The sequence below is a fragment of the Arthrobacter sp. Leaf234 genome (assembly GCF_001422665.1).
Taxonomy (GTDB): Bacteria; Actinomycetota; Actinomycetes; order Actinomycetales; family Micrococcaceae; genus Arthrobacter_D.
Genome location: NZ_LMLU01000001.1, coordinates 1,367,240 through 1,391,034, shown reverse-complemented (window position 1 = coordinate 1,391,034; position 23,795 = coordinate 1,367,240). Strand labels below are relative to the sequence as shown.

The following is a 23,795-nucleotide window of genomic DNA, read 5'->3' as shown; positions in this document are numbered from 1 at the left end:
CCGGACCCCCAGGAGTACGAGCGATGTCGGCACCGGCCAGCAAGAGTCCCGCGACGCTGCACGACGTCGCCCGCGAGGCAGGCGTCTCCCTCGCCACGGCATCCCGGTCGCTGAACGGCAGCGCGCGCAAGGTGAACGAGTCCTACCGGCTCCGCGTGGTGGAGGCCGCGCAGCGGCTCGGCTACACCACCAACCTGTTCGCCCAGGCGGTCGCCAAGGGCAGCACCACCACCGTGGCGCTCCTCGTGGCGGACATCGCCGATCCCTACTTCTCGAGCATCGCGGCCGGGGTGATCGACGCCGCGAGCGAGGAGAACCTCGTGGTGACCATCGCCGTGACCGGCCGTGACTCGCAGCGCGAACTGGATACCGTCCGGGCCCTCCGCGGCCAGCGTCCCCGGGTGATGATCCTCGCGGGGTCCCGCACCACGGGATCGCCCTTCGAGGAGCACCTGCGCGCGGAACTGTCCTCCTTCGAGGACACGGGCGGCAAGGTCGCCTTCATCAGCCAGGACGCGGCGCCGTTCGCGACGGTGCTGCTCGACAACCACGGAGGCGCGCGGGACCTCGCCGTCGCCCTGGCCGGCCTCGGCTACCGGGACGTCGCCGTGATCGCCGGGCCCGCCGAGATCAGGACCGCCCAGGAGCGGCTCGCAGGCTTCACGGCCGGGCTCGCGGAGCACGGCGTCCGGCTGCCGGCCGAGCGCATCATCCACGCCGACTTCACGCGGGACGGCGGATACCGCGGCACGCAGGAACTCCTGGCCGCCGGCGCCGGCGTGGACCTCATCTTCGCGGTCAACGACGTCATGGCCGTGGGCGTCGTCTCGGCACTGCGCGATGCGGGCCTGGTGCCCGGACAGGACATCGGCGTGGCAGGTTACGACGACATCCCGACCGTCCGTGACATCACGCCCGCGCTCACCACGGTGCGGATCCCCCTGGAGGACGTGGGACGCCGCGCCCTCCGGCTCGCCACGGGTACCGCCCACGACGGCGATGGGACCGGCGCTTCGGCAGGGTTTGGCGCGATTCCGACGGAGACCGTCATCCGGGAGAGCACTCCGCCGCGGTAGGGCACGTCCGGCCCCGGCCGGATCCCGTCAGAAGGGCAGGACGGAGCCCGGGGCAGCCTCCTGTGCCGCGAGCTTTGCGACGTCCTCGACCGGGAGTTCTGCCAGCTCCGCGACGACGGCGATGTCCTCACCGTGGACGAGCGCCTCTGCCACCGCCTCCTGCAGGACCAGCTCGGCGCGGTCGAGCTCGAACTCGACGTCCTCCTTGTCCGCCGCGGCCACGCGGATCTTCTGCAAATCGTCGTTCGTCATGGCGCGGAGCACCTCACACTCGTTGGGGACGGCACGACGCCGACACGTCCATTCCATCGGTCAGGGACCGTGGGCACGGCGACCGTGGCGTCGTCGCGACAATCCTAACCAGACGATCGCGGCTTTCGGGGAGCAATTTCCCAGCGGCGACGGGTCCCGGCACCTGCACGGTTACGATGGGGTCAGCTGATCGCCGGAAACGTGCGATCGTGGTCCAGCAGAAGGCCCGCAGCGCCAGGATCAAGCCTGGCATGACGTTCGAGGCTACTGATGGATTCCTTTCCCCTCTCCAGCGAGCTGGGTGCCACCCTGGGCCGCATCCGCGGCCTGACGCTGACGCAGGAGACCGCGCAGCATGCCGTGGACGTCCTCGCGCAGGTCGCGCAGGAGACCACGCCCAACGCGATCGGCGCCGGCGTCTCCCTCATCCACGACGCGGAGCGCACCAGCGTCGGTGCCACCGACGCCCTCGTGCGCACGGCGGACGACCTCCAGTACAGCCTGGGTGAGGGCCCGTGCCTGGCGGCCTGGGCCACCCGGTCGCCCGTCACCGTCGAGGACACCGCCTCGGACAGCCGCTTCCCGGCGTGGAGCGTCGCCGCGGACGCCGCGGGCATCAGGGCCTGCTTCAGCGTTCCGCTGATGCGGGGACGCGATGCGATCGGCGCCATGAAGGTCTACTCCACCACCCCGGCGGCCTTCGACGAGTCCGACCGCACCCGGCTCCGCAGCCGGTCCGTCGCAGCCTCGGCGCTGCTCGGTCACGTGCAGACCACCGATACGTCCACGCGCATCAGCAGGGAGCTCCGGGAGTCCCTGCGATCGCGGGACCTCGTGGGCATCGCGAAGGGGATCATCATGCAGCGTGAGGGCCTGACGGAGGCGGAGGCGCTCGCCGCCCTGACGGCCCGCGCCCGCAGCACCGGCATTCCGTTCCGCCGGCTCACCGCGGAGATCGTGAACGGCCACGGTACCTCCGAGGGCAGTGACGCCTAGTGGCCGGATTCCCCTACGCAGAGGAGCAGCGGGCATCGATCAACGCCGCCATCGTCGAGGCCGGCTTCTCGACCGGTGAGGTGTGGCTGCGCTACTTCTCGCTCAGCGGCGAGGTCGAGGAGTACGAGGTCGAGGCCTACCTGGCCGGTCTGATCCCCCTGCCGCCGCTCGAGTGCGATCTGCTCGCGCTCGCCGTGAACGAGATGGTCGACGACCTGCCGCCGAGGCGGAGGGCGCGCTTCTGCGACGACCTGGTCCGGGCCCACTCGGCTTCCGAGGACGACACAGAGCAGTAGCGCCGTCGCGAGCCGGGCCGGCCGCTCGGAACCAGCGGTCCCGGCGAGCGGCGTGCGGCGGGACACCGGAGGGCCCTGCCAGGGTGTCGGACCAGCGGCGTACCCTCGTGGCATGGCCGAACGACCGGGGTGGCACGGCATCCCACCGAGCGCTGACCGCTACGTCCCTCCCCTGCAGCTGGACACGCCGGGCGGGCACGTCACCGAGCCGCCCGCGTCGCCGGCGCTGTGGGTGGACCTCGATTATCCCGACGGGTCGAGGCGGACCATGAAGGGCTTCGCGATGGCATGGACCGGATCCGCCGTCCTGGCGCAGTGGATCGAGTACTCGCGGGCGCGGGAGGCGTGGGTCGAGGCCACGCGCTGCCGGCGACGGGACCTGGCCACGCGCACCACCCACCCGGCCTGACGGACCCTCCCCCTGCCGCCTCCCGCCCCCTCGTACAGTGGTGCCATGGACCGGACGACGACGAGCACCGCACCGCCGTCGAGCCCGTCCGGCCGGCCGCCCGCCCCGCGGCGCACGGTCCGCTGCGGAGGACAGCCGACGGGACGACGCCGTGGCTAAGGCGGCCGGATGGCACGGGCTGCCGCCCACGACACACCAGTACCTCCCGCCGGTGCAGCTCGAGACGCCCACCGAAGGCATCACGGAGTCCGTCCCGCCCGCGCCCGCCCTCTGGGTGGACCTCGAGTACCCCGACGGGTCGCGGCAGACCGTCCGCGGGTTCGCGATGGCGTGGACGCGGACCGCGGTGCTGGCCCAGTGGATCGAGTTCTCGATAGCCCGCGAGGCCTGGGTGCGTCCGGACCAGTGCACCCGGCGTGAGATCCCGCGTCGGTCCGCGCCCGGGATCTGACGCGCCCTCCGCGTCCGGCTACTGCTGCCCCGGCCGTTGCGCCACCCCGCCGGAACCGGGCTTATTGCCGCTCCCACGATCTTGACCTACACTCGCGGTAAGCGTTTTCCAAGGCCGCTGGGAACAGCAGCCGCGCCGCAAGCCAAGGAGCATCAATGTCAACGAGGACAATCGGGATCATCATGAACGGCGTCTCCGGGCGCATGGGGTACCGGCAGCACCTGGTGCGCTCCATCCTCGCCATCCGCGACCAGGGCGGGGTGCTGCTCTCGGACGGTACCCGCGTCCAGGTGGAGCCCATCCTGGTCGGCCGGAGCGAGGCCAAACTGGCAGAACTCGCCGCGAAGCACGGGATCGAGCACTGGTCCACCGATCTCGACAGCGTGCTCGCGGACCCGACATGGGAGGTCTACGCCGACTTCCTCGTGACCAAGGCGCGTTCGGCCGCCATCCGCAAGGCGATCGCCGCGGGCAAGGCCATCTACACCGAGAAGCCCACCGCGGAGACGGCGGCGGACGCCCTCGAGCTGGCCGACCTGGCCGAGGCGGCCGGCATCAAGAACGGCGTGGTGCACGACAAGCTCTACCTTCCGGGCATGCAGAAGCTGAAGCGCCTCATCGACTCCGGTTTCTTCGGGCAGATCCTCTCGGTGCGCGGCGAGTTCGGGTACTGGGTCTTCGAGGGTGGGTGGCAGGACGCCCAGCGTCCCAGCTGGAACTACCGCGCCGAGGACGGCGGCGGGATCGTCGTCGACATGTTCCCGCACTGGAGCTATGTCCTGGAGAACCTCTTCGGCAGGGTGGAGTCCGTGTACGCCCGCGCCGTCACCCACATCGACGAGCGCGTCGACGAGCAGGGCCGGACCTACCGCGCCACGGCCGACGACGCCGCGTATGCCGTGTTCGAGCTGGAGGGCGGCATCGTGGCCCAGCTGAACTCGAGCTGGACGGTCCGCGTGAACCGCGACGAACTGGTGCAGTTCCAGGTGGACGGCACCCACGGTTCCGCCGTCGTCGGGCTGTTCGGCTGCAAGATCCAACCCCGTAACGCCACACCGAAGCCCGTGTGGAACCCCGACCTCGAGGACACCCACGACTACGACGCGGACTGGATCGACGTCCCCACCAACGAGGTGTTCGAGAACGGCTTTAAGACGCAGTGGGAGGACTTCCTCCGCCATGTCCTCGAGGACGGCCCCCACCCGTACGACTTCCTCGCGGGCGCCCGCGGCATGTACCTCGCGGAACAGGGACTCGAGAGCTCCCGCTCCGGCCGGCGCCTCGAACTCGAGGACGTCCGCACCACCCCGCTCCCCCTCGAGGATGCGGTCGCCTCCGCATGATCACGCTCGTCGATGCGGCGGGGCGCACCTCCGCCGTCGAACTCAACGCCGCGCCGTCGTTCGCCCGGCCCACGGCGCCCCTCGCGAGCCGCACCGTCTACGCTGCCGCCCACGTGGTGCCGCGGACGACGGCGGACAACGTCCCGGGCGCTCCCGCCGACCTCGACTGGGACGCCACCCTCGCCTTCCGCCACCACCTGTGGTCCTGGGGACTCGGTGTGGCCGACGCCATGGACACCGCGCAGCGGAACATGGGCCTCGATGCCGCCGCGACGCGCGAGCTGATCACCCGCAGTGCCGCCGAGGCGCAGTCCGTGGGCGGTGGCCTCGTGGTCGGGGTGAACACGGATCACGTGGACGACGCCGTCATCACCCTCGATGCCGTCGTCGACGCCTACAAGCACCAGCTGCACCTGACCGAGGACGCCGGTGCGTCGGTGGTCCTGATGGCGAGCCGTCACCTGGCGAGGGCGGCGCGCTCCGCGGAGGACTACGAGCGCGTGTACGCCGAGGTCCTGGCCGCCGCCGGCGCCCCGGTGATCCTCCACTGGCTCGGCGCCGCGTTCGATCCTGAACTCGGCAGCTACTTCGGGTCCCCCGACACCGACGCCGCATCCTCGACCCTCCTGAAGATCATCGCCAACGCCCCCGACAAGGTGGCGGGCGTGAAGATGAGCCTGCTGGACGCCGACTCGGAGCGTGCGGTCCGCGGCCGGCTGAACGCGCCGACGCGCATGTTCACCGGCGACGACTTCAACTACGTCTCGCTCATCGGCGGCGACTCCTCGGGGTACTCGGATGCCCTGCTCGGCGCCTTCGCGGCGCTCGGCCCGCACGCCTCCGCGGCGGTCCAGGCGCTCGACGCCGGCGATCACGACGCGTACCAGCGCATCCTCGGGCCGACCGAGGCGCTGTCCCGCCAGATCTTCAGCACGCCGACGTTCTACTACAAGACCGGCGTGGCGTTCCTCAGCTGGCTCAACGGGCACCAGCCCGGCGTGGGGATGGTGGGCGGACTGCACGCGGCCCGCAGCCTGCCGCACCTCTCGGAGATCGTCCGGCTGGCGAACGACTGCGGTGCACTCGAGCAGCCGGAGCTCGCCCGTAAGCGCTGGCACGGGCTCCTGTCGGTCAGCGGGGTCCAGGCATGACCCACGCGCCGGATCCACGGCTGTCCATCAACCAGGCCACCATCAAGTACGCACCCCTCGCCGAGGCCCTGCAGGTCACCGCCGCCGCGGGGATCGGCAGCATCGGACTGTGGCGGGACTCGGTGCAGGCCGCCTCCCTGCCCGAGGCCGGCCGGCTCCTCGCCGGCTCCGGGCTCCGCTTCTCGAGCCTCTGCCGTGGAGGGTTCTTCACCGTGCCGGAGGGACCTGCCCGGCGCACCGCCATGGACGACAACCGCCGGGCCATCGAGGAGACCGCGCAGCTCGCCGCCGCGGGCGCTCCGGGGTCTGTCGCCGTCCTGGTCATGGTCGCCGGCGGCCTGCCGCAGGGATCGCGGGACTTGGCCGGCGCCCGCTCCATGGTGGGGGATGCCCTCGCCGAGCTCGCGCCGGAAGCGCGCGCAGCAGGAGTGAGGCTGGCCCTCGAGCCGCTGCATCCCATGTACGCCGCGGACCGGGCCGTCATCTCCACCCTCGGGCAGGCGCTCGATCTCGCCGCCCCGTTCGACCCAGCCGTGGTGGGCGTCGTCGTCGACACCTTCCACGTGTGGTGGGACCCGGACCTCGCGGCGCAGATCGTCCGCGCCGGGCGCGAGGACCGGATCGCGAGCTACCAGGTGTGCGACTGGCGCACTCCCCTGGCGGCGGACGTGCTGCTCTCCCGCCACTACCCCGGGGACGGCGTCATCGATTTCGCCGCGATCACGGCCGAGGTGGAGCGTGCCGGCTACGCGGGCGATGTCGAGGTGGAGATCTTCAACCAGGAGATCTGGGACACCGCCCCCGCCACCGCCGTCGCGCGGACGGTCGAGGGCTTCCAGCAGGCCGTCGCACCCCACCTCGCCGAGCAGCCTGCGGGTCTGCGCCGGTAGCATCGGCGTATGGAATCCACCGAGGTCGTGCGGCAGTACTGGCAGTCCGTCTGGAGCAGGGACTGGGGGTCCGTCGGACGGACCCTCGCCGAGGATGTCGAGGTCTTCTGGCCCGTCACGCGCGAGATCATCCGGGGACGCGCGAACATGGTGGCCGTGAACTCCGAGCACCCGAACGGCTGGAGCATCGACGTCCTCAACGTGTACGACGCCGGGGAGGCGGTGGTCTCTGAGGTCCAGGTCCCGCAGGAGGACGTGGGCATCTTCCGCGTGGTCTCCTTCTGGACCGTAGCGGACGACGTCATCACCTCCGGCCGCGAGTACTGGACGATGTACGGCGGCGAGGAAGGCCGCGACTGGCGCCGGAAGTACGCGGATGTGGGCGATCTGCCCTGAGGCGCCGAGGGGCTCGTCGACGCGTGGGGACACCCCACCGCCCAGCTCCCGAGCCGGATCGCTCCCCCCTGTTCCGGCGTGAAGTACTGGCGGGACGCGTGCCCAACCCATAAGCTAAGCATGCTGATGATGTTTGTCGGCGACCGCACGCACAACGCCAGGGAGGCACAATGAGCACCAAGGTCGAAGAAACCGTCGTAGTGAATCTTCCAGTGACCACGGTCTACAACCAGTGGACGCAGTTCGAGGAATTCCCGCACTTCATGGGTGGCGTCAAGCAGATCACCCAGCTCGGCGACGACCGCATGGAGTGGGTCGCGGAGATCGGCGGGATCCGCCGCCAGTGGGAAGCCAGGGTGGTCGAGCAGGTCCCCGATCGCAAGGTCTCCTGGGCCGCGACCGAGGGTGCCACCAACGCGGGCACCGTGTCCTTCGAGGACCTCGGCGGGACCACGCGGATCAACCTCGTCCTGGAGTACGAGCCCGAGGGGCTCGTGGAGAAGGTCGGCGACAAGCTGAACGTCGTCGAGAACCAGGCCAAGAAGGACCTGCAGAACTTCAAGGAGTTCATCGAGTCCGAGAGCTACGCCACCGGCGCGTGGCGCGGCACCGTCCCGGGCATCGGCGGCACGCCGACGGTCGAGGACGCCGACTCGTCGCGTGGTGACAGCGGCAAGGCCGGCGTATCCGGCAAGGTTGCCGCCGGAGTGGGCGTCGCCGCGGCCGCCGCGGTCGCAGGAGTCGCAGCGGCAGCAGCCAACAAGAAGGACGACGAGGACACCACGGTGGAGGTCACGCCCGTGGTCGATGCCGCGCCGGTGGTCCCCGAGACCGCCCCGGTCGTGCCCGAGACCACGCCGATCGTCGCGGACGACGACGTCGTGGATGTCGATCCCGTCCCCGCCGTCGACGGCATCCCCGGGACCGGGGTCCCGTCCGAGACCGGCGGCCTGCAGGACGGCACCGTCCTCGACGGGAACGGCACCGACCGCAGGGGCACGCTGTAGCCGCCTGCCGGTAGGGATGCGGCACGGACCGCAACGCCGGAAGAGGACCGGACCCCCTCGGGGGCCGGTCCTCTTCCATGAACTGGCCGTCGCGGAATTATGTTGCCCCGGGCCTGGGCGTCGCGGTGGCGGCCGGGGACCCCATGCGGCTGACGGCGGACGGCTTCGCCGACGCACTCGATCTCGCCGCACGGGGAGTTCTCACGACGTCGATCGCCGCCACCTTCGCCCTCGCCGCGCTCCCCGACGCCCACCGCCTCAGCGAGGGTGGGCACCTGCGCGGCAAGGTCGTGGTTCAGGGACCCTGAGGGTCCCGTCCGGCACTCGCCCGGTCGATCCCGGTCGATCCCGACCACAATCTTCCGGGCGAGCCGCTGGACGTCGACCTGTTCCGCGACTGTCAGCTCGGCGGCGACAGCCGCCTGCAGCTCTGCCCAGGCCGCGGTGACCGGTCCGCGCAGTGCGCGGCCGGCCTCGGTGAGATGGACGAAGGTGACCCGGCCGCCCCGGGGAGACCGCGACCGGGTGATGAGTCCCCCGGCCTCGAGCCGGCGGACGGACTTCGCGACGGTCGAGTGGTCCAGTCCCTGAGGCATCCCGAGCGCCTTCTGGGACAGCCCGTCCTCCTCCCACAACTGCATGAGAAGAAGTTCCTGTCCGGGGAAGAGACCCAGGCCGCCCAGGTACGACGCCGCGAGAGCCCGCTGGCCGTGGCCCATCGACAGGATCGCCGCGCTGACAGGGTAGTCGCGCGCAACGGCGGGATCATCGCGGGTGGACACGGCCTGCTCGCTTCCTGGGGTGCAGCACCCCAGGTTACGTGCCTTCACCCGACGGGACCGCCCGGTGCCCGGAACGCTGTCGGGATTACGGGGTCCGTCATGGCAGCGTCCCTGCCGTGCGCTTGCCCGTCTCGCGCCCTCGTGGTCGGCGGCCGCATCCTGGCCGGCAGATCCCTCGGGAACGCTGTGGTCAACCGGCGAGCAGCGCCCTGTACTGCGGGTTGCCCGCCAGGAAGGCCTGCACCTCGCCGCAGTAGGGCAGGGCGGACAGGCGCCGCCTATGGGCGTCGAGCAGGACGTTGCGGATGAGGATCTGCTCCAGCCCGGCCCCCTCGAAGGCTTCGGCGACGACCGTCCGGTGCAGCCGCAGGCACCCGGCCCGCATGGAGTAGGACACGTAGCCGGCCAGGATGCCGTCCTGGAACAGCTCGAAGCGGCGGTTGAGCGGATTGTCGCGGAAGGAATCCCGACGGCGGGTCCCGGCCGACCCCTCACGCGCCTGCTCCTCGCGGCGTCCGAGCTCGTCGACGACCCGCTCGTAGTCGTCGGAGGCCCAGAAGGGCGGGGTATCGGAATCGAGGATCCTGTAGAGCTGGTTGCTCCACCGACGGAGCTGGCGCGTCGTCGCATCATCGAGCGACCACGGGAGGGTCGTCGGCTCGGCCTCGGCGGACACGGCCCCGAGGTCGCCCGTCGAGGCCATCCCCGGCCACCGATCGAAGCCGGCGTCGTCGCCGTGCGTGGTCTGCGAGGACATCTCGAGGAGGTCGGCCGGAGCACCGGCAGCGATGGTGGAGGGGTGTGAAGAGGCTGGAGCAATGGTCATGGCGTCACCAGTGGTCAAAGGGGGTCAGGCCGTCTTCTCGACCTGCACCCAACCTAGCCCTTAGTACAGTTTATGTAAAGCTAGTTTGCCTAGCGGTACGCCTACTGATGGTTCCCATCCGGCAGGGCGATGCGCGCGACCGGGAGCGAGGGATCGGTCCCGAAGGTGATGCCGCTCGGCGGTAGGCCTCCCAGGACGATCTGCGCTCCCAGCGCTGCGACCATCGCCCCGTTGTCGGTGCACAGCGACGGTGCAGGGACCGTCAGCGTGATCCCTGCAGCGTCGCAGCGCTCGGCGGCGAGCTCGCGCAGCCGACGGTTCGCGGCGACCCCGCCGCCGAGGAGGAGGTTCGTGATCCCGTGTTCGCGGCAGGCCAGGACGGCCTTGGACGTGATGATGTCCACCACGGCCTCCTGGAAGGACGCGGCGATGTCCGCGACCGGCAGGTCGCGTCCGGCGGCCTCGTACTGCTCCACACTCCGGGCGACGGCGGTCTTGAGTCCGCTGAAGGACCAGTCGTAGCGGTGCGGCCCTGGTTCGTCGGCCGTCCCCATGTACTTGGGCTGGGACAGCCCGCGAGGGTACCTGATGGCCCTGGGGTCACCGTCTCGAGCGACCCGGTCGATGGCAGGACCGCCCGGATAACCGAGCCCGAGGATCCGTGCGGTCTTGTCGTACGCCTCGCCCGCCGCGTCGTCGATCGTGGACCCGAGCAGTTCGACGTCGTGCGCCAGGTCACCGACGCGGAGGATCTCCGTGTGGCCGCCGGAGACGAGGAGGGCGCCGAGGTTCGGCGGCAGCCCCTCGGGGAACGTCCCGCCGAGGACCCCGACGCCGACGTGCGCCACGAGGTGGTTGATCGCGTAGAGCGGCTTGCCCGTCGCGACGGCGAGCGCCTTGGCCGCGGAGACACCGACCATCAGGGCTCCGGAGAGGCCCGGCCCCGCGGTGACGGCGATGGCATCGATCTCCCCGAGCGTCACCCCGGCGTCGTCGAGTGCGGCCCGCAGCGTCGGCACGAAGGCCTCGAGGTGGGCCCGCGACGCGATCTCGGGGATCACGCCGCCGAAGCGCACGTGCTCGTCCATGGACGAGGACACGGTGTTGGTCAGCAGCTCGGTCCCGCGGACGATGCCGACGCCGGTCTCGTCGCAGGAGGACTCGATCCCGAGGACGAGCGGCTGCGCGCTCATGACGCCGCCCCTCCCGCGGGGGCCAGGACGAGCCGCATGACCCACGCGTCCACCCCGTCCCGGTAGTACGTCTTCCGGGTGTGGATCTGCTCGAAGCCGAACCTGGCGTAGAGCTGCTGGGCGCGCGGGTTGTCGGCGCGGACCTCCAGCATCACCGTCTCCGCACCTCGCCGTCGGGACTCGTCGAGCAGTTCCGCCAGCATGGCCCGCCCGATGCCCTGCCCCTCGAAGCGGGGCAGCACGCCGATGGTCTGGATGTCCGCCGTCGTGTCGATGACCATCACCCCTGCGTAACCCACCGCCGCACCGTCGACCTCGGCGATGATGTAGCGCCGCGTGTCCGGCTGGAAGAACTCGGTGTAGAACATCTCGAGCGGCCAGGCGTCGGTGGGGAACAGCTCGTTCTCCAGCCGCCCGATGGTCCCGATGTCCTCGAAGGCGAGGCCGCGCAGGGTGAAGCTCACGCCGTCGCCCGCTTCCGGGGTCCGGGGACGCGCGCATCGGATTCGCGCAGGTAGAGCGGCGTGGTGTCCAGCGACGGCAGACCCAGGAGGATCCGCGACCGGGCGACGCGGCCGAGGGACACGGCGTCCGGATCAGCCGCGGCGAAGGCCGGGACACCGACGACGTCGGCCGGGTACAGGCTCGCCGCCCGTCCGACCAGCGGCACGCCCGGCGGGAGGGTACCGGCCGCGCCGACGTGCGGGCCGTCCAGCAGCTCCGGTGTCGCCGCGTCCCTGCCCTGCGGGGCGCCCGCGCGGTAGGACGCCCAGTACACCTCGCCCCGACGGGCGTCCGTGCCCACCAGGAACGTGCTTCCGGCGTCGACTGCGCCAGCCGCCACGGCATCGAGGGCGAGGGCGTCGAGGCTCATCACGCCGTGCAGCGGGACGTCCCAGACGAAGCTCAGGGTCCGCGCCGTGACGAGGCCGGCCCTCAGCCCGGTGAACGGACCCGGCCCCACGCCGGCGACGACCGCGTCGAGATCGGCTCCGGAGACGCCGGCAGCCGCCAGGATGTCCTGGATGGCGGGCGCGAGCACTTCGGCGTGCGAGCGGGTGTCGCCGCTGCTGAACCGGCCGACGACGGCGTCGTCGGCCAGGAGCGCGACGGTGGCCGCGGCGGACGTGTCGAGGGCGAGGAGAAGCACCGGTCCAGCCTAGTCGAGCGCGAGTGCCGAGGGCCCGCCCCGCCAGCGCGGGCCGACGCCCGCCAGGGTGACGCCGCGCACCTCGTCCTCGCCGTCGTCGTCGAAGTGGGTGGTCAGGACGGCGGCCTCCCCCGCGCTGCCGGCCGCCGCGCCACCGGTGGGACGGACGATGTCCACGAGCAGGTGGCTGTCGCTGAGGTGCTCCACGCGGCCCGCTCCCCACTCGATCACGGTGACGTTCGCCGCGAGGGTCGCCTCGAGGTCGAGGTCGTCCACCGCGGCAGCACTCTCGAGGCGGTAGGCATCGACGTGGATGAGCCCCGGTCCGGACACGGTGGAGGGGTGCTGGCGCACGAGGACGAAGGTCGGCGAGATGATGCGCTCCTCGACGACGAGCCCGCGCCCCAGCCCCTGCGTGAACGTGGTCTTGCCCGCCCCCAGCTCCCCGGAGAGGACCAGCAGGTCGCCCGGAGCCAGCTGGTGCGCGAGCTGCTCCGCGAGTGCCTGCAGTTCCGCGGCCGACGCGACCTCGAACGCCACGGACCACTCAGGCGTCGTCATCGCTCTCCCGGGACGCTTCGAGGTACACGCGCTCCACGCGGTCGCTGATCCGCGTGACGATCTCGTAGTTGATGGTCTGGGCGGCCGCTGCCCAATCCTCGACGGCGGGCGCCCCCGCTCCGCCGAAGAGGACGGCCCGCCGGCCCAGCAGGCTGTTCGGCGTGTCGGCGAGGCCCGTCGCACCGAAGTCGACGACGAGCTGGTCCATCGCGATCCTGCCCACCACCGGATACATCCGTCCCTCGACGAGCACGGGTGCTCCGGTGGCGATGCGTGGCACGCCGTCGCCGTAGCCGACGGGGATGAGGCCCAGCGTGGTCGCCTTCTGCGTGCGGTACGCGTAGCCGTAGGAGACCCCCTGGCCGGCGGGCACCTCCTTGCAGTGCGAGACCACGGTGCTGAAGGTCATGACGGGCTTCAGCCCGAGATCGGCGGAGCCCTGGTCCGCGAACGGCGAGAGCCCGTAGATGCCGAGCCCCACCCGGACGAGGTCGAAGTGGCAGTCCGGCCGGGAGAACGTGGCCGGGGTGTTGGCCAGATGCCGCACCTCGACGTCGATCCCGGCGTTCTCGGCGGCAGCGACGGCCTCCCGGAACGCGTGGACCTGGAGGTCCGTCTCCGGGCGGGCGGGCTCGTCGGCGACCGCGAGGTGCGAGAAGATCCCGACCACGCGGATGAGCCCCTCCTCCTGGTACTCCACCGCACGGCTCAGCAGGGCGTCCCACTTGTCCGGCGGGCAGCCGTTCCGGCCCAGCCCGGTGTCGATCTTCAGGTGCACGATGGCGGGGCGCTCCAGCTCCCTCGCCGATGCCACGATGTGCTCGAGTTCCCAGCCCGAGATGCCCAGATCGAGCCCGTGCTCGACACCGGCCGTGAAATCGGTCCCGGCGGTGTGCAGCCATGCGAGGATCGGCGCCTCGATCCCGGCCCTGCGCAGGGCCACCCCTTCGCTGACGTGGGCCACACCGAGCCAGGCGGCGCCGGCCTCGAGGGCCGCACGGGCCACCGGGACAGCACCGTGTCCGTAGGCATCGGCCTTCACGACAGCCATCACGCGGGCTGGATGCGCCACATCGCGCAGCTGGCGGACATTGTGTCGCAGTGCATCGAGATCGATCTCTGCAACACGCTCGGGGAAACTCACGCGGTCCATTCTGCCAGCTTGTGCCCGCGCTGCCCGGTGACGACCGCCGGGACGGTCGCCGGCTCTGTGGGGTGGTGTGCCGCCGCAGATCCGGGTGGACCGCGCGGCCTGCCTCACGCGCGGTCGTGGAGGGTGATCCGGTATCCGTCGGGATCGGCGAGGGTGAAGGTCAGGCCGAAGGGCCCGCTCTCGGGACTCGTGACGATGGTGTGGCCGTCGGCCACCAGGGCGTCGTGGATGGCCTGGACATCGGTGGAGTGGAGCCATACGGCCGTTCCGACCCCGGGGTGCGACGCGGAGGCGAGATCGGTTCCAGGCATCACGCTGCGCAGCGCGAAGGCAATGGGCGTCGTCTCGAAGACGACGGCGTGCGGTGGTCCCGTCGGGGACCTGACGAGACCGAGGTACTGCTCGTAGAACGCCCGTGAGGCGTCGAGGTGCTGGACCTGGAGGGAGATGAAATCGGGGCCGGTGACGGGCATGGGAACTGCTTTCTCTCATGTCAGTTATCTGACATAAAAGAATGTATGTCAGAATTCTGACATGGGTCAAGACCGGATCGAACTCGAATCCTCCGTGGGGTACCTGCTGAAGGAGGCATCGAGCAGCCTCCGGGCGGCCATGGACGCCGTCCTCCGACCCCTCGACATGACCGTCACGCACTACTCCTGCCTCGAACTCCTCGCCCAGCGCCCCGGCCTGTCCAACTCCGACCTCGCCCGCGGGGCCTTCGTGACTCGACAGTCGATGAACGTCCTGTTGCATGCGCTGGAACGGGACGGATTCGTGACGCGGCCGGCCGAGGCTCCAGCCGGCAGGACCCTCCCCGTCACGCTCACCCCGCTGGGCAGGCGCCGCCTCGAGCAGGCGAGCACGGCCGTCCGGTCGGTGGAGGCACGGATGCTCCGGGGCATGACGCGGGAGGAGCAGTCGCACGCCCTCCATGCGCTGCAGCGCATGGTCCGGTCGCTTCACGAGGACGACGTGCCGCGCGGCCAGGGATGACGCCGGCCCTCCCCGGCCCGCCGCCCGATACCCGTACGGCACCCTTGCCCTTCCTGCCATTTGTCAACTAATGTTGACGAATGGAGGTGGAGCACATGAAGACACTCATCGGCGCGATGGACGGGGAAGGACCTGCCGCATCACTGCAGGCGGTCGCGGAACTGCAGAGGGAGATCGGGCGGGCGGAGGCGGGGCTGGTCCGCAGGGCCCGTCAGGCCGGTCTCTCCTGGGAAGCCATCGCCCAGTCCCTCGGCGTCAGCAAGCAGGCGGTGCACCGGAAGTACGGCAAGCAGTAATGCCGCCACCTCGGCTCGGGCCGCTGCTCGACGCGACCTTGCATTCCCTGCCACCGGCCGGGAAGATCGACGACGTGGTCGAATCCCCACCCGGCTGCGTCCTGTCGGACGGCGGCGGCGGGCTCTGCGGGCGTCCGGTGGAGGATGCACCGTTCGCCCTCTGTGCTGTGCACGTGGCCCTCGTCGCCGAATGGTCGGACACGACGTCGGGAATCACCGACCTCCTGCCCTCCGCCTGCCGTGCCTGCGGGTCTCGGCTCGGCGTCCGGTATCCGTCGGGCTGGGTGTGCGCTGCCTGCGAATGGCCCGTCGGCGCGGTCCTCGACGACGGCCTCCCACCCCCGAGGGTGGACGTCGTCTACTACCTCCGCTTCCGGGACCGCATCAAGATCGGCACCACGGCGAGCCCGCGCCGACGCCTGGCGCGGATCTGGCACGACGAGCTCCTCGCCTTCGAACGGGGCGACCGGCTCGTGGAACACCGCCGTCACGCACAGTTCGCGGCGTCACGACGCGACAGGTCGGAATGGTTCACCACCACCCCGGACCTCGAGGCCCATGTGGGGCGCCTGTCCGCCGGCGTCGTCGATCCCTGGGCGCTGTATGCGCGCTGGCTCGGCGAAGCGGCGGCCCTGCGAGGCTGAGCCGTTCCCCGCGGTGCCGACCTGGAGGAGGACCTCGGGCCCTGATCGACCGGTCCGGTCGGACGCTTGCTGGTGCCGGCTCCTCCCGGCCCGCCCTGTCGATCGGACGCGGGCCGGGATCGGAGGTGCGGGACGGCCCACGAATGGCGGATCGGCATGCCTGCCGCCCGTGAGCGGCAGCGGCTCAGCCGGTGGTCCGCGACGCGGAACCACTGGACCTGGCGACGGATGACGTCCCCTTCCGCTCACGGGCGCATCCTCCCACACGTCACGACCCAGCCCCGTGGCCCGGCTGCGTCGACCCGGAGCCCGAAGGACGGGCCCTGCTGCTGCTAGTCTGACGCCACGCCGAGCAAGGAGCACAGTGGTACCCGAGATCGACCCGCAGAACCTGCCGCCCCGGCAGATCGACCTGATCAACGAGGGCCGGAGGCTCGAGGGGATCGACATCACCCTCTTCGGCTACTTCGGTGGACCGGAACTGCAGGGCGCGTGCATCGGCCGCATGCAGCTCGACGAGGACGGGCAGCTGCCCGCGTCGAACTACGATTCCCCGGAGGATCGGCTCCACGCCCTCGTCCAGGCGCAACTGCTGCGCGGCGCCCTCCGCCGATCCATCCCGATCGTCCTCGACGGCATCTTCGAGGACATCTTCGCCCTGCGCACCCTCGAGACCACCGACGGTGACGTAGGCGCCTACGTCACCTCGGCCGCGGCCCGCATGGTGGACACCCTGCCCCGCGCGTACCGGTCCCACTACACCTCCGGCTTCCTGCAGCGCTTCGCCGTCGTGCTCTCCGAGGTCGCCGCGGAGTTCGAGCTGGGCTGGGACCGGGCGCGGACGTTCGCGCACGGCCTTGCCGTCTACTGTCTCGCCCGCAGCGGGGTCCGGCACGCCGACGCCGAGTACGGCACGAAGCTCGGGGCGATCGGGATCGACCGCATCGTGAGCGGGCTCCTGGAGGACACGGACGCGCTGCAGGCGACCTACCAGCGCACGTCCGGCGACGACGACGCGGCGTCATCGTGGTTCACGCCCTACGACGCCGCGGCCCGCGTGAATCCGTACCTCCATCCGGAGGGACAGCCCAGCACGGAGCAGATCGACCTCCTCGAGCACCAGGTGACCAGCGAGGTGCCCGAGAAGTACCCCGGGACCTCGCGGCAGGTGGCGCTCAGGAACGGTGAGCTCGTCGACATCAGCCCCTACGCCTCGCGGCACTACTTCCTGTGCCCCGTCGCCGTCGAGCAGGCCGTCCTGGACGCCCTGGACTTCACCGGACTCCCGCCCGACTCCGAGTGGGAGGACCTCCTCCTGTACATCGCATGGCACGGGGCGGCCGAGCACCCGGCCTGGAAGAGCTATCACTACATCGCGCCCGGCTTCGAGGGCGAGAAGGCCTATGTCGCCCTGGTGGCCGGCATCGACGAACTGGAATCGCCGGTGCTGACCATCCAGTACGTGGGAGAGGTCCTCGACGAGTCCTAGGACCCGGGAGACGCGACGGTCCGTGCCGACGCCTTCCGTCGGCCGACCGGTGGGCGGTACTCCCTCGGCCGTCGATCCACGCCCGGCACGGCTCGGCCCCCGGGGCGCCACCGCTCAGCCCAGGTCGGCGATCCCCTCACGCCTCGCCTCCGCCGGGCCCGACGACGGCGCGGCGTCGGAATGCCGGGCGATGGTCGCCGAAGCCCGGCGCACGGCCTCCGTGGGGACGTCGGACACCAGGTCCTCGAGGAAGGCATAGCGCCGCAGCCACTGCTTCCGGACGCCGTCGCGCCCGGTGTTGACCCGGTGCCACCAGTCGGCGATGTCGCCCCACCCGGGCGCCGCCAGGGAACCGCCCACGTGCTGCACCGACAGGGAGGCGCACAGATTGGCGAAGCTCAACCGGTCCGCCAGGGGGAACCCGGCGAGGTCGCCCATGACGAATGCCGCCCCGAAGCAGTCCCCCGCTCCGGTCGGATCGTAGGCAGAGACCGGGAGCGCCGGCACCCACTCCTCCTCACCCGTCAGCGAGTCGATCGCGATGGCGCCCTGCTGGCCCACCGTCACCACGGCGACCGGCACGCGATCGGCGAGGGAGTAGAGCGCGGCCCACGGGTCCTCGGTCCGCGTGTACGCCATGGCCTCCACGGCGTTCGGCATGAACGCGTAGAAGTGTTCGAGCGAAGCCAGCGTCTCGGGCGCCCACTCCCCCTCCGGGTCCCAGCCCACGTCGCCGAACAGCTTCGTCCCCGCAGCTGCGGCGGCACGCGCCCAGGGCTCCACCTCCTGCTCCACACCGACGACGGCGGCGCGGCACGACGGCGGCGTCCCGATCAGTTCCGAGGCGCGCAGCGGCGACGGGTGCCCGTGCGTGATCATCGACCGGTCCTGGTGCACCGAGAGCGACACCGTGACGGGCGAGTGCCAGTGCCCGAACACCCGCGACCGCGACAGGTCCACGTGCTCCTGGTCCTGCAGGACGTCCCAGTTGAACTGTCCGTACCCGTCATCGCCGAAAGCAGCCGCGAGTGTGGTGCGCAGGCCCAGCCTGCTCGCCGCGATGGCCTGGTTCGCGATCCCCCCGGGCCCGGACCCCATCCCGTCGGTCCACACCTCGGTCCCCGGTGACGGCAGTTGCTCGAGGCCCGTGAAGATGATGTCGAAGAACACCTGCCCGGCGAGGAGGAGGTCGAACTCGGGGCCGTCCGAGCCACGCGTGGCCGCCAGCGGATCGAACCGGTGCTGTGGGGACATGTACGGCACAATACTTGCAAGACGCGGGCAGCGGGCCATGAACGCCCGCACCACCACGGGCGGCGGAGCACCGGCCGCCCCCCACGATGACGGAAGCGGGTCCAGCAGTGCGCTCATCGACCGGACCGGGAGCCACCCTCGTGATCGTCGGCGGCGGCGGCTTCCGCGTGCCACTGGTGTACCGGGCGCTGGCGGACGGGCCGTTCGCCGGCCTCGTGTCCGACGTCGTCCTGCTCGACGCCTCTGCGGAACGGGCGCGCGCGATCGCCCGGGTGCTGCACGCGATGCCCCCGCCGACGGGGAGCCCCGCCCCGGCGGTCCGCGTGGAGACCGATCTCGCGCACGCCCTCCCCGGCGCGGACATCGTCTTCGCGGCCGTGCGCAGCGGCGGGGCGGACGGGCGCGTGCTGGACGAACGCGTGGCCCTCGAGGCGGGCCTGCTCGGCCAGGAGACCGTCGGAGCAGGCGGCATCTCCTACGCCCTGCGCTCCATCCCCGACATGCTGCGGCTGGCCACCGCGATGCGGCAGCTCGCCCCGGAGGCCTGGCTGATCAACTTCACGAACCCCGCCGGGATGGTCACCGAGGCGGTCTCGGGCGTCCTGTGCCACCGGGTCATCGGCATCTGCGACTCCGCCTCGGGGCTCGTCACCCGTGCCGCCCGCGCCGTCGGCCTGGACCTCGGGGACTCGCTCGCAGGCGTCGACTACGTGGGCCTGAACCATCTCGGGTGGCTGCGCAGGCTCGACGGCGGCGCGTCCGCCGGGCAGGAACGCGGGCACGACGGCGGATCGCCGTCGCCCGCCGCACGGGACGGCGACAGGCTGCCGGCCCTGCTCGCGGATCCCCTGCGGCTCGGCTCCTTCGAGGAGGGCCGGCTGTTCGGACCGAGCCTGCTGAGCAGTCTCGGCGCCCTGCCGAACGAGTACCTGTTCTACTACTACTTCCACCGCGAGGCCCTGCGCGCCATCCGGGGTGCGGACAGGACGCGCGGCGAGATCCTCCGTGATCAGCAGCAGGGCCTCTACCCCCGCCTCGCCGAGGCCGTCGACCCGTTCGGTGCCTGGGAGGATGCGCGCCGCGAGCGCGAATCCGGCTACCTCGCCGAGGCGCGTCCCGCCGGCGAGCAGCGGGACGAGGCCGATCTCGCCGGTGGCGGCTACGAACGCGTGGCGCTGCGGGTCATGCGGGCACTACTGACCGGCAGGCCGGCCGAACTCGTGCTCAACGTGCGGAACGGGACCACGTTCCCCGAACTGCCGGAGACCGCTGTCGTGGAGGTGCCGGCGGTCGTCGACGCCTCAGGGGCCGCGCCGCGTCCCGCGGCTCCGCTGACCGCGCACCAGCTGGGGCTGATGGCCGCCGTCAAGGCCGTGGAGCAGGACACCGTCCGGGCTGCGGTGCACCGCGATCGAACGGCGGCCCTCCGTGCCTTCGCGGGCCATCCACTGATCGACTCGTTCCACGCCGCGACGGCCGTCCTCGCGGGCTACGAGAGGGCGTTCCCCGCACTGGCGGAGTTCTGGACCGACTGATCGGAGGCGGCCCGGCGCAGCTTCTCGCGGAGACCCGACACGCCGAGCGCGAGCAGGGCCGCGTCCGTGGTGGAGGCGATCCAGTGGAAACCCGACGCCGCGAGGAGCGCTGCCCGTTCCGGCGAGCCGGCGTACGCGCCGGCGGTGATCCCGGCGTCGCGGCAGGCCCGGAGGATCCTCGGCAGCGGCGCGTCGTCGTCGGTCGCCGCCAGGAGTTCGTCCACCTGCAGCCCCAGGGCCAGGGACAGGTCGAACGGCCCCACGAACAGCATGTCCACGCCGTCGAGCGCAGCGATCTCCCCGGCCGCGTCGAGTCCCGCGGCGGTCTCGATCAGCACGGCGCAGAGCGGTACCGCGTGAGGCCCGGCGTCGCCACCCGGCGCATGGACGGGCAGGCTGCCGTGGAGCGGACCCCAGCTCCGGGTACCGAGCGGCGGATAGTGGCTGGCGGACGACGCTGCCAGGGCGTCGGCGACACTGTCCACGAGGGGGACGACGACGCCGTCGGCGCCCGCGTCCAGGGCACGCCCGATCAGGGCGGGATCGTTCGCCCCGACCCGGACGAGCATCGGGGCGGAGCCCGCAGGGCGGTGGAGAAGCGCTTCGCGGAGGGAGCGGTCGTCGAAGTGCCCGTGCTGCGCGTCGAGCCCTACCCAGCCGGCGCCCGCGCCGGCGAGTTCGCGAGTCAGGCGGGCTTCGCCGAGTGTCGCCCAGACACCCAGCAGCGGATCATGGACGGTCGCATCGGCAGTCATGCTCCCATTGTGGCCCCCACCGCCACGGACTCCGAGCGTGACGGTCAGCCCGCCCCGCCGGCCGGTACAGGCGACTCGAGGAAGCGATGCATGATGTGCAGGCCCGTGGGGCCGAGGACGGGGTGATCGAACGCACGGGGCACGGTACCGATGACGCCGAACCCGAGCGACGTCCACAGGGCCACCGCCCGCTCGTTGGTCTGCACCACGGCGTTGAACTGCATGGCCGTGTACCCCCTGGTCCGGGCCTCTGCCAGCACGTGACCGGCGAGGGCCCGTCCGACGCCTCGGCCTGCCGCCTCCGCTGCGACCAGGAAGGAGGCGTTGGCGACGTGCGCCCCCGGTCCGCCGCGATTGGCATGCACCTGGGCGGTGGCGAGGACACGGTCCGTGGCCGGGTCGAGGGCGACGAACACCGTGAGGGTCGGATCGGGTCCCGCAGGTCCGGGGAGCCATTCCCGCCGGGCGGCTTCCTCGTCCATGTCCCGGTCCCAGCAGTAGGTCTCCCCTGCCCGGACCACGGGTTCCATCAGGGCCCAAACGGCCGGCCAGTCCCCGGCCGTTGCCTCCCGGAAGCGAAGCATCAGCCCTGGCGGCCCTTCGTCCAGGTGTTGATGTCCGAGTCCACCGCGAACTCGTCGATCGCGTGCAGCTCCTCCGCAGTGAAGTCGAGGTTCTGCACGGCCGTCAGACTGTCCTCGAGCTGGCGGACGCTGGACGCGCCGATCAGCGCCGAGGTGACGGCGGTGCCCTTGGGCTGCGGACGGATGATCCAGGCGATGGCCATCTGCGCGAGGGTCTGCCCGCGGCCCTCGGCGATCGCGTTCAACCCCCGGATGCGCCGCAGGTTGTCCTCGGACAGCGAGTCCTCGGACAGTGACTTGTGCGCGGCCGCGCGGGAGTCGGCGGGGACACCGTGCAGGTAGCGGTTCGTGAGGAGCCCCTGGGCCAGCGGCGAGAAGGCGATGGACCCGGCGCCCACCTGCTCGAGGGCCTCGGGGAGGTTCGGGGTGCCGTTCTCCACCCAGCGGTTGAGCATGGAGTAGGAGGGCTGGTGGATGAGCAGCGGCGTCCCGAGGTCCCGCAGGATGGCCGCCGCCTGCAGGGTCTGCTCGGGCGAGTAGGAGGAGATCCCCGCGTAGAGCGCGCGCCCGGAGCGGACCGCGGTGTCGAGGGCACCCATCGTCTCCTCCAGGGGCGTCGCCGGATCCGGGCGGTGGCTGTAGAAGATGTCGACGTACTCGAGGCCCATGCGCCCGAGCGACTGGTCGAGGCTCGCCAGCAGGTACTTGCGGGACCCGAAATCGCCATAGGGTCCGGGCCACATGTCATAGCCGGCCTTGCTGGAGATCACGAGCTCGTCCCTGAACGGGCGGAAGTCGTCCTTCAGGTGCCGGCCGAAATTCGTCTCGGCACTGCCGTAGGGCGGTCCGTAGTTGTTGGCGAGGTCGAAGTGGGTGACGCCGAGGTCGAAGGCCCGGCGGAGGATGTCACGCTGAACGTCGAAGGGCTTGTCGTCCCCGAAGTTGTGCCACAGGCCGAGGGAGACGGCGGGGAGCTGCAGGCCGCTCTTCCCCACGCGGCGGTAGGGCATGGAGTCGTAGCGGTCTTCGGCGGGGTGGAAGGTCATGTCCTCATCCTAGGTGAGCGGTACGTCGCCCACCGTCTTCGGAGGTCACCCCTCAGGGGGTGCGGACTGGACCGTTCGGTGGTTCGGCGGAAGACCCTCCGGTGGTGTCCGCGGGGCGGATGGCGCGGACCGCTTTGTCCCTGCCACCCGCCTTCGCCGCGTACAGGGCCTGATCGGCCGCCGCGATGGCGGCGTCGAGATCGTAGTTCAGGGCGTCGAGGGCGGCGATGCCATAGCTGACCGTCGGCATCTCGAATCCGTCCGGCGCACTGCGGCCCTGGAGGGCCATACTGACGTCCCGCGCGATGTCCTCGCTGCGCGCGGCCGACGCGCCGGGCAGCAGGAAGATGAACTCCTCGCCGCCGTAACGGCCCACGAGATCGGTGGAACGCACCGTCTCGGTCGAGGCCTCGGCGAAGGCCCTGAGCACGGAATCGCCCGCAGCATGCCCGTACGTGTCGTTGACGGCCTTGAAGAAATCGAGGTCCGCGAGGATGAGGGCGCCCGGACGGGCGGTCCGCGCGAGGCGATCGGTGTGCAGCGCTGCGAGATCGAGGAACCCCGAACGGTTGAGCAGCCCCGTGAGGGCATCGCGGTCAGCCCGCGTCCGCAGGTCGGTGGCGATCTGCTCGGCGCTGAGGGCGGCGGCACTGAAGGAGACGACCACGAGCAGCACCAGGGTGATCAGCGTGGTGACACCCGAGCCGACGTAGGTGGTGAAGACGTCGCCGTTCTGCCCTTCGGCGATGAACACGACGCACCGGACGAGGTACAGCACGGACACCAGCGCGGAGACGACCGCGAGGGGTGCCTCGACACGGCTGTAGCTGCTCGGCAGGCGCCAGAGCTCCCAGGAGGCGAGCCCGATGGTCAGGGACATCATCCCGAGGAAGACCGGCCCGCCCGACCACGTGTTCGTTGCCGGAGTGTCCACCACCGACGCCAGCAGTGTCAGCAGCGGTGCCACGGAGAGCTGGAGCCAGGCCGGCTTGCTGGTCCTGAGGGTCCGCGCGCCGGCCCAGACGCTGACCGTCCCCATGACGAGCAGCGTGTTGGACAGGGGGTTCGCCCACACCTGGTGGACCGTGCCGTCCAGCAGGTAGCCGGTGGACCCCGTGAAGAAGAACGCGATCGCGGCACACCACCAGGCGCTGTACGCGGAGCGGGTCTGGCGGAACGACACCGTGTAGAACAGCACGAAGAGGGTGACGGAAACGGCTCCGAAAGCCACCCGCAGGGTCGTGATGTCCAGGGTCATGATGTG

At 71.2% G+C, this 23,795-nt stretch carries 29 protein-coding genes and 1 pseudogene; 16 read left to right on the top strand and 14 right to left on the bottom strand.

The annotated features are described in order from the left end of the window. Window positions 1-23 precede the first annotated feature (23 nt). Entirely contained in the window at window positions 24-1,076 is a 1,053-nt protein-coding gene (locus ASF21_RS06555; RefSeq protein WP_055768297.1) for a LacI family DNA-binding transcriptional regulator, read from the top strand. A gap of 27 nt (window positions 1,077-1,103) precedes the next feature. Here the strand turns inward: ASF21_RS06555 and ASF21_RS06550 are convergent, their stop codons facing one another. After that, the gene (locus tag ASF21_RS06550) at window positions 1,104-1,328 is read right to left on the bottom strand and encodes a hypothetical protein (protein WP_157365757.1); all 225 of its coding nucleotides are present in this window, start codon (window positions 1,326-1,328) and stop codon (window positions 1,104-1,106) included. A gap of 270 nt (window positions 1,329-1,598) precedes the next feature. Between ASF21_RS06550 and ASF21_RS06545 the strand changes: the two genes are divergently transcribed. The 10 genes from ASF21_RS06545 to ASF21_RS06500 all read left to right on the top strand — a co-directional run bounded on the left by ASF21_RS06545 (window position 1,599) and on the right by ASF21_RS06500 (window position 8,575). Then, entirely contained in the window at window positions 1,599-2,324 is a 726-nt protein-coding gene (locus tag ASF21_RS06545; RefSeq protein WP_055768291.1) for a GAF and ANTAR domain-containing protein, read from the top strand. Beyond that, a complete protein-coding gene (locus ASF21_RS06540) occupies window positions 2,324-2,620 on the top strand; it encodes a hypothetical protein (RefSeq protein ID WP_055768287.1) in 297 nt (98 codons plus the stop codon). The genes ASF21_RS06545 and ASF21_RS06540 overlap by 1 nt, the downstream gene beginning before the upstream one ends. A 112-nt stretch (window positions 2,621-2,732) precedes the next feature. Then, window positions 2,733-3,029 carry a hypothetical protein gene (locus ASF21_RS06535; protein WP_055768284.1) on the top strand — a complete coding sequence of 99 codons (297 nt, stop codon included), beginning with the start codon at window positions 2,733-2,735 and terminating at the stop codon, window positions 3,027-3,029. 151 nt (window positions 3,030-3,180) lie between these two features. Continuing rightward, window positions 3,181-3,480, top strand: coding sequence for a hypothetical protein (locus ASF21_RS06530; RefSeq protein WP_055768281.1), 300 nt, complete (start codon window positions 3,181-3,183; stop codon window positions 3,478-3,480). A gap of 155 nt (window positions 3,481-3,635) precedes the next feature. Beyond that, complete coding sequence (locus ASF21_RS06525) at window positions 3,636-4,823, top strand: Gfo/Idh/MocA family protein (protein ID WP_055768278.1); 1,188 nt, start codon at window positions 3,636-3,638, stop codon at window positions 4,821-4,823. Beyond that, window positions 4,820-5,974: a dihydrodipicolinate synthase family protein gene (locus ASF21_RS06520; RefSeq protein WP_055768275.1), complete on the top strand. Its 1,155-nt coding sequence runs from the start codon at window positions 4,820-4,822 to the stop codon at window positions 5,972-5,974. The genes ASF21_RS06525 and ASF21_RS06520 overlap by 4 nt, the downstream gene beginning before the upstream one ends. Continuing rightward, window positions 5,971-6,864 (top strand): sugar phosphate isomerase/epimerase family protein, encoded by an 894-nt coding sequence (locus ASF21_RS06515; protein ID WP_055768270.1) that lies wholly within the window; start codon window positions 5,971-5,973, stop codon window positions 6,862-6,864. The genes ASF21_RS06520 and ASF21_RS06515 overlap by 4 nt, the downstream gene beginning before the upstream one ends. Before the next feature lie 9 nt (window positions 6,865-6,873). Further along, on the top strand, window positions 6,874-7,260 hold the full coding sequence (locus ASF21_RS06510) for a nuclear transport factor 2 family protein (protein ID WP_055768268.1): 387 nt from the start codon (window positions 6,874-6,876) through the stop codon (window positions 7,258-7,260). 200 nt (window positions 7,261-7,460) lie between these two features. After that, window positions 7,461-8,267, top strand: coding sequence for an SRPBCC family protein (locus ASF21_RS06505; RefSeq protein ID WP_414826605.1), 807 nt, complete (start codon window positions 7,461-7,463; stop codon window positions 8,265-8,267). A gap of 143 nt (window positions 8,268-8,410) precedes the next feature. Further along, window positions 8,411-8,575 carry a zinc-binding dehydrogenase gene (locus ASF21_RS06500; RefSeq protein ID WP_162237516.1) on the top strand — a complete coding sequence of 55 codons (165 nt, stop codon included), beginning with the start codon at window positions 8,411-8,413 and terminating at the stop codon, window positions 8,573-8,575. Window positions 8,576-8,740: 165 nt separating this feature from the next. Here the strand turns inward: ASF21_RS06500 and ASF21_RS17530 are convergent. The 8 genes and pseudogenes from ASF21_RS17530 to ASF21_RS06465 form a co-directional block, all read right to left on the bottom strand. Then, window positions 8,741-8,986: pseudogene (locus tag ASF21_RS17530) on the bottom strand (MarR family transcriptional regulator); the annotation flags it as partial. Between the two features lie 253 nt (window positions 8,987-9,239). After that, a complete protein-coding gene (locus ASF21_RS06495) occupies window positions 9,240-9,875 on the bottom strand; it encodes a GNAT family N-acetyltransferase (RefSeq protein WP_055768263.1) in 636 nt (211 codons plus the stop codon). 101 nt (window positions 9,876-9,976) lie between these two features. Next, window positions 9,977-11,068: a tRNA (adenosine(37)-N6)-threonylcarbamoyltransferase complex transferase subunit TsaD gene (gene tsaD / locus ASF21_RS06490; protein ID WP_055768260.1), complete on the bottom strand. Its 1,092-nt coding sequence runs from the start codon at window positions 11,066-11,068 to the stop codon at window positions 9,977-9,979. Further along, window positions 11,065-11,532 (bottom strand): ribosomal protein S18-alanine N-acetyltransferase, encoded by a 468-nt coding sequence (gene rimI / locus ASF21_RS06485; protein ID WP_055768257.1) that lies wholly within the window; start codon window positions 11,530-11,532, stop codon window positions 11,065-11,067. The genes tsaD and rimI overlap by 4 nt, the downstream gene beginning before the upstream one ends. Next, window positions 11,529-12,218, bottom strand: a complete 690-nt coding sequence (gene tsaB, locus ASF21_RS06480; protein ID WP_055768254.1) for a tRNA (adenosine(37)-N6)-threonylcarbamoyltransferase complex dimerization subunit type 1 TsaB — start codon at window positions 12,216-12,218, stop codon at window positions 11,529-11,531. The genes rimI and tsaB overlap by 4 nt, the downstream gene beginning before the upstream one ends. 9 nt (window positions 12,219-12,227) lie before the next feature. Continuing rightward, the gene (gene tsaE, locus ASF21_RS06475) at window positions 12,228-12,779 is read right to left on the bottom strand and encodes a tRNA (adenosine(37)-N6)-threonylcarbamoyltransferase complex ATPase subunit type 1 TsaE (RefSeq protein ID WP_055768252.1); all 552 of its coding nucleotides are present in this window, start codon (window positions 12,777-12,779) and stop codon (window positions 12,228-12,230) included. Beyond that, complete coding sequence (gene alr / locus ASF21_RS06470) at window positions 12,766-13,932, bottom strand: alanine racemase (RefSeq protein WP_055768249.1); 1,167 nt, start codon at window positions 13,930-13,932, stop codon at window positions 12,766-12,768. The genes tsaE and alr overlap by 14 nt, the downstream gene beginning before the upstream one ends. Window positions 13,933-14,036: 104 nt before the next feature. After that, window positions 14,037-14,405 carry a VOC family protein gene (locus ASF21_RS06465; RefSeq protein WP_055768245.1) on the bottom strand — a complete coding sequence of 123 codons (369 nt, stop codon included), beginning with the start codon at window positions 14,403-14,405 and terminating at the stop codon, window positions 14,037-14,039. Window positions 14,406-14,466: 61 nt separating this feature from the next. On the opposite strand from ASF21_RS06465, the gene ASF21_RS06460 reads away from it, so the two are divergent. The 4 genes from ASF21_RS06460 (at window position 14,467) to ASF21_RS06445 (ending at window position 17,357) form a co-directional block, all read left to right on the top strand. After that, window positions 14,467-14,928, top strand: a complete 462-nt coding sequence (locus ASF21_RS06460) for a MarR family winged helix-turn-helix transcriptional regulator (protein WP_055768242.1) — start codon at window positions 14,467-14,469, stop codon at window positions 14,926-14,928. 80 nt (window positions 14,929-15,008) lie between these two features. Then, window positions 15,009-15,224, top strand: coding sequence for a hypothetical protein (locus ASF21_RS06455; RefSeq protein ID WP_055768241.1), 216 nt, complete (start codon window positions 15,009-15,011; stop codon window positions 15,222-15,224). Further along, window positions 15,224-15,868, top strand: coding sequence for a GIY-YIG nuclease family protein (locus ASF21_RS06450; RefSeq protein ID WP_414826604.1), 645 nt, complete (start codon window positions 15,224-15,226; stop codon window positions 15,866-15,868). Before ASF21_RS06455 ends, ASF21_RS06450 begins: the two co-directional genes overlap by 1 nt. Before the next feature lie 364 nt (window positions 15,869-16,232). Next, window positions 16,233-17,357, top strand: coding sequence for a hypothetical protein (locus ASF21_RS06445; protein WP_055768238.1), 1,125 nt, complete (start codon window positions 16,233-16,235; stop codon window positions 17,355-17,357). A gap of 114 nt (window positions 17,358-17,471) precedes the next feature. On the opposite strand, the gene ASF21_RS06440 is transcribed toward ASF21_RS06445, so the two are convergent. Then, a complete protein-coding gene (locus ASF21_RS06440) occupies window positions 17,472-18,611 on the bottom strand; it encodes a PfkB family carbohydrate kinase (protein ID WP_082471279.1) in 1,140 nt (379 codons plus the stop codon). A gap of 107 nt (window positions 18,612-18,718) precedes the next feature. Between ASF21_RS06440 and ASF21_RS06435 the strand changes: the two genes are divergently transcribed. Beyond that, window positions 18,719-20,146 carry a 6-phospho-beta-glucosidase gene (locus ASF21_RS06435; RefSeq protein ID WP_235498670.1) on the top strand — a complete coding sequence of 476 codons (1,428 nt, stop codon included), beginning with the start codon at window positions 18,719-18,721 and terminating at the stop codon, window positions 20,144-20,146. On the opposite strand, the gene ASF21_RS06430 is transcribed toward ASF21_RS06435, so the two are convergent. Genes ASF21_RS06430 through ASF21_RS06415 form a run of 4 tightly spaced genes read right to left on the bottom strand, consistent with a single transcriptional unit; the run spans window position 20,101 to window position 23,789 of the window. Continuing rightward, entirely contained in the window at window positions 20,101-20,901 is an 801-nt protein-coding gene (locus tag ASF21_RS06430; protein ID WP_055768233.1) for an HpcH/HpaI aldolase family protein, read from the bottom strand. The genes ASF21_RS06435 and ASF21_RS06430 overlap by 46 nt on opposite strands. A 44-nt stretch (window positions 20,902-20,945) precedes the next feature. Then, window positions 20,946-21,431 (bottom strand): GNAT family N-acetyltransferase, encoded by a 486-nt coding sequence (locus ASF21_RS06425; RefSeq protein WP_235498669.1) that lies wholly within the window; start codon window positions 21,429-21,431, stop codon window positions 20,946-20,948. 53 nt (window positions 21,432-21,484) lie between these two features. Further along, window positions 21,485-22,531, bottom strand: coding sequence for an L-glyceraldehyde 3-phosphate reductase (mgrA, locus tag ASF21_RS06420; RefSeq protein WP_055768225.1), 1,047 nt, complete (start codon window positions 22,529-22,531; stop codon window positions 21,485-21,487). 52 nt (window positions 22,532-22,583) lie between these two features. After that, window positions 22,584-23,789: a GGDEF domain-containing protein gene (locus tag ASF21_RS06415; protein WP_055769278.1), complete on the bottom strand. Its 1,206-nt coding sequence runs from the start codon at window positions 23,787-23,789 to the stop codon at window positions 22,584-22,586. Window positions 23,790-23,795: the final 6 nt, after the last annotated feature.